Genomic DNA, 6,933 nt, shown 5'->3' with positions numbered 1-6,933 from the left:
TTTAACCGTGGTATGCAACGGTGGTTGAAGCAGAAACTTAAATCGTGAGGTTTAGGAATCGCCGCACTTTTAGGGCGGCGAGGATGTCAATTTCTGACCGCTCAAAGCTAGGCGAGGATCAGTTCGATTACCTGGCCGCCTTGACGGTTGATTTCTTGCAATTTGTTCGATAGTTGCTCGTAGGCAACGAGATACTCGCTCACACTGCGACGCACACGGGTTTGTCGTCCCACTTTTGCGCCACTCACCACGCGCAAGCGATAGAATTTGCCCCGATCGCCCCCAGCTAATCCGGTTAAGGATTGACCAGTTCCGTTAATATAAACGGGGGAAGCACTGTTATAGGCTAGTTCCCTGGTCAGTTTTCCTTCTTTCAACGGTGCGCGATCGCTGGTCGCATAACCGCGATAGACTTGGAACAGCCGACTAAAACCGACGGTTTTCTGACCGGTTTGGCTGGCGAAACCACGATAGTAGGGGACAATGTTCTGGCCGAAATGTTGGTTGTATTCGGGGGAATCGAAATAGGAATTAATTTCTGCTTCGTAACCCTGTTGATTGTAGAGATCGGTGTGGAAAGCGATCTCAGCTTGATCGTAGGGAGCGCGACCGAGCAGGTGTTTATAATTCAACTCGATAAAGCGATTTTGGGGATTGCTGTGGAAAAATTTCTGCCGATATAGTTCTGATTGAGCGATCGCCCGAACAAAATCCCTGACGCTAATCGAACGATTGCGTAAGAGGGATTCTAGGCTGATTAGGCGCTCGCTGGACATCAGATGCTCGTTGCCCAAGATCTGCCGATAAGCACCGCGGATCACCACTTCTACCTGTTCATCACTGTCGGTGGCGCGTAATTCCAAGCGGGGGGAACCGTTGTAGGGTTCAAATCCCAGTCTTTGGGCTGCCATTAAGCTAGTCATCGTCGATCCTCCTGAAACTAACTGTATATGGATATAACAAGGTCTGGAAGAACAGGTGATTGCTAACCCTTTTGCTAACAACCTCCTGTCTTTCCAGACCAGCAGTTTTTTTGATCGGACTAGCTGAGAGCGTTGATCGCGTAGTCGATATAGGAGTTGGCTTCTACCGCAGGGTCGCCACTTAAACCATGGTTGGCTTTGATGTATTTGAGGGCTTCGATGTACCAGCTAGGAGACAGGTCGAAGGTGCGGTTGATTTCGTCGATACCAGCGATGAGGTACTCGTCCATCGGACCGGTTCCACCAGCAACTAAGCAGTAGGTCACCATGCGGAGGTAGTAACCGATGTCACGAGCGCATTTGTCTTTACCGCGTTGGTCCGCCGCAAAGTTAGCCCCTTGCATTTGGGTGGTGTAGGGGTACTTGTTGTACACTGCTTGAGCAGCACCGGAGATTAAAGAATTAGCTTTTTCGGTTAACGCTTTAGCGGCGGTGAGGCTGGCAGAAGCTTGACGAAAACGACCGAAAGCAACTTGGATTTCGGTGCTGCTTAAGAAACGTCCTTGAGAATCAGCGGCTGCTACGGCTTCGGTAAGGGGGGTTTTCATTGTTTGGTATCTCCCAATAATCTTGCAATAAGTTTCCTACGGTTCAATTGAGACTAGCCCCAGGGACTAGGCGACAGCAGCGGCGGCGCGGTCGAAGTAGCTGGCAATTTCAGACATTAAAGCACTGCAATCGCCAGGGGTGACACCGTTGCGATCGTTAGCGATGGACAAAGCAGCTTCTTTCATTTTGCTTACGCCAGCGGCTACGGAAGCTCCAGGTACTCCTAAAGCTACATAGGTTTCGCGAAGACCATTTAAGCAACGATCATCGAGAACACTGCCGTCGCCAGCGAAGGTAGCGTAGGTAACATAGCGCAAGATGATTTCCATGTCGCGTAAGCAAGCGGCCATACGACGGCTGGTGTAGGCATTACCACCGGGGGTGATCAGTTGGGGCTGTTCAGCGAACAGGCTACGAGCGGCGTTAGCAACGATGGTGGAAGCGTTACTGGTGATCCGGTTAACAGAGTCCATCCGTTTGTTGCTGTCGGCAACCATGGCGCTCAGAGCGTCTAGTTGGGAAGAGCTTAAATATTCGCCGCGAGCATCAGCTTGGGATACTACCCGGGTGAATGCGTCAAACATTGTGACAATCTCCTAAATTTAAATGGGATTTGCTTGCAATTAAATGGTTTTCCCTCTTAAGGGATTTCACGGTGAGCCTGGACGAGCCTTGACCGTGATTGTTGCGACCTACTTTAAGAAACCTGAAAAAACTTCATGGCTCTCTCATAAATCACTTAAGGAGGTTAAACAAGTATCCAGCTTAACTTTTGTCTGTTATCTTGGCCCCTCAAATTAAATTTATACACTGCTGTCGAAACTTTGTTTGTTACATATTATTAAGTTTTTTGCTGTCTTTTTGTAACAGTCACTTAACAATAACTCGATCGAGTTGGTCAGGAATTGATGACCATGGCTCAAAGCCTCTCACCGTCGGGAAATCAGAGACAGCAAGGCTTTAAGGGTATAAAGGGCAGCAAGATAAAAATTTTAAGTTTTTTTTAATATTTTCCCCCTTTCCCTTCCCCTATTACCCAAGGATTGCCCTTTCCAGCCCTCCAATTACGATGAAGTTTTGTAAAGAAGGGAGAGGGGAGAGGGGAGAGGGGAGAGGGGAGTGGGGTGTAGGGTGTGGGGTGTCTCCTGACGTTAAACTAGAAACCGGTGCTCAAAAAATCTAGCCGTCCGAACCCGATGATTTCCTCCTTTCCCGTTCCTAATAGCTTAAATTGCCCTCAAATTCGCCTTGCTATTCGTTCCCTGCAGCCGCAATTGGTTCACTGGCGCCGACAAATACACCAAAAACCAGAACTAGGCTTTCAAGAACACCTCACCGCCTCCTTAATCAGTCAAACCCTGACTAAATACGGAATTGAGCATCAAACTGGCATCGCCGGCACCGGAATTGTCGCCACCATCGAAGGCAGTCAACCGGGGCCGGTTTTAGCCCTGCGGGCCGATATGGATGCACTACCGATCGCCGAAGAAAACCAAGTCCCCTATTGTTCCCAACATCCGGGCCAAATGCACGCCTGTGGTCACGATGGCCACACAGCGATCGCCCTCGGCACGGCAGTTCACATAGCACAAAACCGTCACCATGTCAAGGGAAAAGTAAAAATTATTTTCCAACCCGCCGAAGAGGGGCCGGGGGGGGCGAAACCGATGATCGAAGCGGGAGTGCTGAAAAATCCCGACGTGGACGGAATTATCGGGCTGCATCTCTGGAATAATCTGCCTTTAGGGACAGTGGGGGTGAAAAATGGTCCCTTAATGGCGGCGGTGGAATGTTTCGATCTCCAGATTCAAGGCCGGGGCGGCCACGGGGCAATTCCCCATCAAACCGTCGATTCACTACTGGTGGCGGCCCAAATCGTCAACGCCTTGCAAACCATCGTCGCCCGCAACCTTAACCCCCTCGATGCTGCCGTGGTGACTGTGGGTAAATTAGCAGCGGGAACCGCTAGAAACGTGATCGCCGATAGTGCTAATCTCAGTGGGACGGTGCGCTATTTCAATCCCCAGTTAGGGGGCTATTTCCGACAACGGATGGAAGAAATTATCGCGGGCATCTGTCAAAGTCAGGGGGCTAGTTATCAATTCGATTACTGGCAATTGTATCCCCCGGTAATCAATCATGATCAGATGGCGGAATTAGTGCGCTCAATCGCCGCACAAGTGGTGGAAACCCCGGCAGGAATCGTTCCCGAATGTCAAACCATGGGAGGGGAAGATATGTCATTCTTTTTACAGGAAGTACCGGGCTGTTATTTCTTCTTGGGGTCTGCCAATCCCGAATTAGGATTAGCCTATCCCCACCATCATCCCCGCTTTGATTTTGATGAATCGGTGTTAGCGATGGGAGTCGAGATTTTTGTCCGTTGCGTCGAAAAATTCGGCAACTCTAAGACTTTCTAGAAATCCGTTCAAGGTGAACAGTTTTTGTCAAACCTGAAACCGCTAAACTGATCACTGAATCAGACGAGTAAAAAAACCCATGAACAATAATACCCACGAAAACGATGCCCAAAGGGTGAAAATCCTCAGCGAGGCCCTACCCTATATACAAGAATTTCGCGGTCGTACCGTAGTGGTTAAATACGGTGGTGCGGCCATGAATAACAGCGATGTCAAAGACACGGTCATGCGAGATATCGTTTTTCTCTCCTGTGTGGGGGTTCGTCCCGTTATTGTCCACGGTGGCGGTCCAGAAATCAATAGTTGGCTGGATAAATTAGGCATTGAACCCCAATTTAAAGACGGTTTACGCGTCACCGATGCCGCCACCATGGATGTGGTAGAAATGGTGCTAGTCGGACGCGTCAATAAAGAAATTGTTGCCCTGATCAATCAAGCCGGCGGTAAAGCGGTAGGATTATGCGGTAAGGATGGCAATCTGATCACTGCTCGTCCCGTGGGTAAAGAGGGCATTGGTTTTGTTGGAGAAGTCAGCAGTGTCGATACTAGCGTCGTCGAATCCTTGGTTAATAGTGGCTATATTCCCGTGATTTCCAGTGTGGCCGCCGATGAAACCGGCCAAGCTCATAATATCAATGCCGATACGGTAGCCGGAGAAATAGCGGCGGCTTTAGGGGCAGCTAAACTGATTTTGATGACTGATACAGCCGGAATTTTAGAGAATTACAAAGATCCTTCCACTTTATTGGCTAAATTGGATATCCAACAGGCCCGGGAGTTGATTCAAAAAGGCATCGTTGCTGGTGGGATGATTCCCAAAGTTGGCTGCTGCGTGCGATCGCTAGCCCAGGGAGTTCAGGCTGCTCATATTATCGATGGTCGTCTTCCCCACGCCCTTTTACTGGAAATTTTCACCGATCGAGGCATCGGTTCCATGATTGTGGCCTCCGGTTATACTAATCTATATGGATATGGGAGTGATCGGGGGGAAATTTAGGCACTTTTTCCCTGAAAATTAGGTAATTGGCCACCTCAAAACTGGTAAAACCCCACACCCTGCCACCACCGAAAAACTTTTTGCCGCAAACCCTATAGTAGTAATTACCGTACTTTTGGTCAAAAAGACTTGCCTAAAACCAGAGATCTGGTGTACAAGTAAGTTAATAAACGCGCTTCTCGCTCCTTTGCAATGGCAAAAGTCTTAGTCTTGAGTTAGTTTAGTCGGGAAGCGCAGAGTCTGAAGTTTTCATAGCAATTGAATTTATGACCAAACAAGCTGTAGCTCACCCGATGGTGAAGTTTCAACGCAAGGTTAGCAAGTGGATAGATGCAAAAGTAGTCAAACCTAGCGATAGTATCTGGAAACTCGCTCTTTTATACGGGGATGATTGGGCATACTGGAAGCAAGAGTTGCTCGATTTCGGTTTCTCCATGCAAGACCCTCTCAGCGAAGTGGTAGCGGTAGAAGCTTGGGACGAAGAATAAGCGACCATCGACTCAAAAGCAGCTTTCTACCAAGATTATCGCCATGGGATCGACTCCGATTATCCTTTCCGCTCTGGTTATCTTATCCTTAAGCGCGAGTTGTTCTCCCCAGACCGAAACCCAACCACTGCCACCGGCAGCCCGTACTACTACCGTCAACGTCACCACGGCTAAACCGGCAACCATCGGACGCAATCTCGATTACACGGGAACTACCCGACCTTTAAAAGTCGTTTCTCTGCGATCGCAAGCCACCGGTCAGTTACTTAATCTCGTCGTCGATGTGGGAGATGAGGTGCAATTAGGACAAATCCTCGCTCATGTTGATGATCGTCTTCTCGCCACCGTTGTCCGGCAAGAAAAAGCCGCCCTGTCGGCCCTAGAAGCAGAATTAGCCCGGGCGAGAATTGAAGTCAGTAACGCTGAAATTGAAGTGGAGCGCCTACAACTACAATATCAACAGGCCAAAAATGATGGCGAGCGCCTGCAAAAATTAGCCCTAGAAGGAGCGATTCCCCTGCAACAGGCAGAAACAGCCCAAACTACGGCAGCAGTAGCTTTAAAAGCCGTTAATAGCGCGCGATCAAGAATTAAAGTGGAGGAACAGGTAGTGGCGGCAATTATCGGCAGAATTGCCGCCCAAAAATCGGTCATCGCTCAGGAACAACAACGTCAGGCCTACGCTATTCTTAAATCACCGGCGACGGGGATAGTTATCGAAAAACTGAAAGAGCCGGGGGATTTAGTCAGTATCGGCGATGAAGTCCTCAAAATTGGCGATTTTCAGCAGGTCAAGGTGGTAGTATTATTATCGGAATTGGATTTAAAAACGATTAATTTAGGACAAAAGGTTAATGTCAGCCTTGATGCTTTCGGTGATAGAAATTTTTCCGGTCGCATCACCAGGATTTTTCCCCTCAGCCAAGGCACGGCCCGGCGGATTCCTGTGGAGATTGCTCTACCCAATGGGGATGGTTTAATCAAAGGGGGATTATTGGCCCGGGTGCGGTTTAATAATAATTCTGCCCCTCAGGTGATTGTTCCCGAAACAGCAATTGTCAGTCAAGGGGAATCCGCGGCAATTTTCGTCCTTTCCGAGTCTAACTCGCAAGTGGAAAAACGTCCCGTTCGTCTCGGTCAAGCGCTCGACGGTCAAGTAGAAATTATCACTGGACTTGAACCGGGGGAGCGTTTCGTCGTTAATAGTAGTAAACCTTTGCAAAATGGTGAAAAAGTCCGCGTCAGTATCCTAAGTAATCCTTGAGCAAACCAGGGGCGAACCCATCGGCAGGCAGCTTTTATCCTATCACCCCAGGGATCAACGTTTTGATGCTGTTAGGGTTGAGATAGGTCGGTTAGTGACTCACCGTTCGCTCATTTCTCGAACCGAAAATTTGATAAATTGTCTCATCGAAAATTTTGGGTCTGAAACCCCGTCGTTCTACGACGGCTTTACCGTTAAATACTAGCGCATTTACCAAATATATGCTAAAATG

The 6,933-nt window shown here is 48.8% G+C and carries 7 protein-coding genes; 4 read left to right on the top strand and 3 right to left on the bottom strand.

What is annotated here, in order from left to right; translation table 11 throughout:
• Window positions 1-107: 107 nt before the first annotated feature.
• The 3 genes from BGL89_RS02980 to cpcB form a co-directional block, all read right to left on the bottom strand.
• Complete coding sequence (locus tag BGL89_RS02980; protein ID WP_286824365.1) at window positions 108-923, bottom strand: phycobilisome linker polypeptide; 816 nt, start codon at window positions 921-923, stop codon at window positions 108-110.
• A 119-nt stretch (window positions 924-1,042) separates the two neighbouring features.
• Complete coding sequence (gene cpcA / locus BGL89_RS02975; protein ID WP_158199253.1) at window positions 1,043-1,531, bottom strand: C-phycocyanin subunit alpha; 489 nt, start codon at window positions 1,529-1,531, stop codon at window positions 1,043-1,045.
• 66 nt (window positions 1,532-1,597) lie between these two features.
• On the bottom strand, window positions 1,598-2,116 hold the full coding sequence (gene cpcB, locus BGL89_RS02970; RefSeq protein WP_004268967.1) for a C-phycocyanin subunit beta: 519 nt from the start codon (window positions 2,114-2,116) through the stop codon (window positions 1,598-1,600).
• 612 nt (window positions 2,117-2,728) lie between these two features.
• Here cpcB and BGL89_RS02965 point away from each other — a divergent pair.
• From BGL89_RS02965 to BGL89_RS02950, 4 genes are all read left to right on the top strand, one after another.
• Window positions 2,729-3,952 (top strand): M20 family metallopeptidase, encoded by a 1,224-nt coding sequence (locus tag BGL89_RS02965; protein ID WP_286824373.1) that lies wholly within the window; start codon window positions 2,729-2,731, stop codon window positions 3,950-3,952.
• A 79-nt stretch (window positions 3,953-4,031) separates the two neighbouring features.
• Window positions 4,032-4,949, top strand: coding sequence for an acetylglutamate kinase (argB, locus tag BGL89_RS02960; protein ID WP_286824363.1), 918 nt, complete (start codon window positions 4,032-4,034; stop codon window positions 4,947-4,949).
• Between the two features lie 266 nt (window positions 4,950-5,215).
• Window positions 5,216-5,437, top strand: coding sequence for a DUF4327 family protein (locus tag BGL89_RS02955; protein ID WP_286824362.1), 222 nt, complete (start codon window positions 5,216-5,218; stop codon window positions 5,435-5,437).
• A gap of 43 nt (window positions 5,438-5,480) precedes the next feature.
• Window positions 5,481-6,701, top strand: coding sequence for an efflux RND transporter periplasmic adaptor subunit (locus BGL89_RS02950; RefSeq protein ID WP_286824361.1), 1,221 nt, complete (start codon window positions 5,481-5,483; stop codon window positions 6,699-6,701).
• Window positions 6,702-6,933: the final 232 nt, after the last annotated feature.

The organism is Microcystis sp. LSC13-02 (genome assembly GCA_002282935.1).
Classification (GTDB): Bacteria; Cyanobacteriota; Cyanobacteriia; order Cyanobacteriales; family Microcystaceae; genus Microcystis.
The sequence above is the reverse complement of the archived record's forward strand: the minus strand, read 5'-3'. Positions and strand labels throughout refer to the sequence as shown.

Bases quoted from the DNA above. Each gene is read 5' to 3' on its own strand.
- BGL89_RS02980 (WP_286824365.1), bottom strand. From the start codon at position 923: ATGACTAGCTTAATGGCAGCCCAAAGACTGGGATTTGAACCCTACAAC.
- cpcA (WP_158199253.1), bottom strand. From the start codon at position 1,531: ATGAAAACCCCCCTTACCGAAGCCGTAGCAGCCGCTGATTCTCAAGGA.
- cpcB (WP_004268967.1), bottom strand. From the start codon at position 2,116: ATGTTTGACGCATTCACCCGGGTAGTATCCCAAGCTGATGCTCGCGGC.
- BGL89_RS02965 (WP_286824373.1), top strand. From the start codon at position 2,729: ATGATTTCCTCCTTTCCCGTTCCTAATAGCTTAAATTGCCCTCAAATT.
- argB (WP_286824363.1), top strand. From the start codon at position 4,032: ATGAACAATAATACCCACGAAAACGATGCCCAAAGGGTGAAAATCCTC.
- BGL89_RS02955 (WP_286824362.1), top strand. From the start codon at position 5,216: ATGACCAAACAAGCTGTAGCTCACCCGATGGTGAAGTTTCAACGCAAG.
- BGL89_RS02950 (WP_286824361.1), top strand. From the start codon at position 5,481: ATGGGATCGACTCCGATTATCCTTTCCGCTCTGGTTATCTTATCCTTA.